We start from the raw sequence: 1158 nt of genomic DNA, 5'->3' as shown, positions 1-1158 counted from the left end.
GAATGGTGTATAAGAGACAGCAGTTATTGCTTGCTGGTAGTAATTTTTATAAATCGAGCCTTTTGTTGTAATTCATTAATATCTTTTGCTCCAACATACCCCATTCCAGCTTTGACTCCTCCAACTAATTGTATTATAACATCTTTTACCTCACCTTTGTATGCTACCATAGCTTCAACACCCTCTGGCACAAGCTTCTCATTTGGTGTTTCTTCTTGAAAATATCTATCTTTGCTTCCTTTTTCCATAGCTGCTATTGACCCCATTCCTCTGTATGTTTTAAACTTTCTCCCCTGATAGATTACCGTTTCACCAGGTGCTTCTTCAGTACCTGCAAAAATACTTCCCATCATCACGGTAGAGGCTCCTGCTGCTAAAGCTTTAACGATATCTCCAGAATATCTTATCCCACCATCTGCTATAACAGGGATATCGTATTTTTTCGCTTCTTCTGAAACTTTCATAATTGCCGTAAGCTGTGGCACCCCAACACCGGAAATAACTCTGGTGGTACATATAGAACCTGGACCAATTCCAACTTTCAATGCATCCGCTCCACTTTCTATTAACATCTTGGCAGCTTCGACAGTAGCTATATTTCCAGCAATTACAGGGAGATCTTGAAATCTTTCTTTTATCATTTTCAAAGTTTCTATTATGTTTTTTGAATGTCCATGGGCTGAATCTAAAACAACGAAATCAACCCCTGCCTTTACTAATTCCTGAGTTCTTTGTAAACCATCTGAAACACCAACAGCAGCCCCAACAACTAATCGCCCTTTATCATCTCTTGTCGCATTTGGGTTTTCAATTACGGAAGTAATATCTTTTATTGTTATCAAACCCTTTATATGTCTTTTATCGTCTACAATAGGCAATTTCTCTATCTTATTCTGATGAAGTATCTCTTTCGCCTCTTCCAAAGATATATGTGAACCTGCTACAACTAAATTTTGGTAGGAAGTCATCAATTCTTTAGCTCTTTTCTCCATATTTTGTTCAAACCTAATATCTCTATTGGTCAATATACCAAGAAGAACATTATCTTCGTCAACCACTGGCAATCCACCGATTCTGTACTCCTTCATGATCTTTTCTGCTTCTTTAACGGTGGTATCAGGAGTAATTGTAATTGGATCGTATATAATCCCGTTCTCT

Annotated in this window: 1 protein-coding gene; it reads right to left on the bottom strand. The window is 37.7% G+C overall.

Annotated elements, in window-relative coordinates; genetic code table 11:
* Positions 1 to 23: 23 nt before the first annotated feature.
* The coding region (gene guaB, locus X929_RS03935; protein WP_103066743.1) for an IMP dehydrogenase at positions 24 to 1158 on the bottom strand (1135 nt) is incomplete at its 5' end.

The sequence above is a fragment of the Petrotoga olearia DSM 13574 genome, assembly GCF_002895525.1.
Taxonomy (GTDB): domain Bacteria; phylum Thermotogota; class Thermotogae; order Petrotogales; family Petrotogaceae; genus Petrotoga; species Petrotoga olearia.
This window is presented reverse-complemented; position numbering and strand designations above follow the sequence as displayed.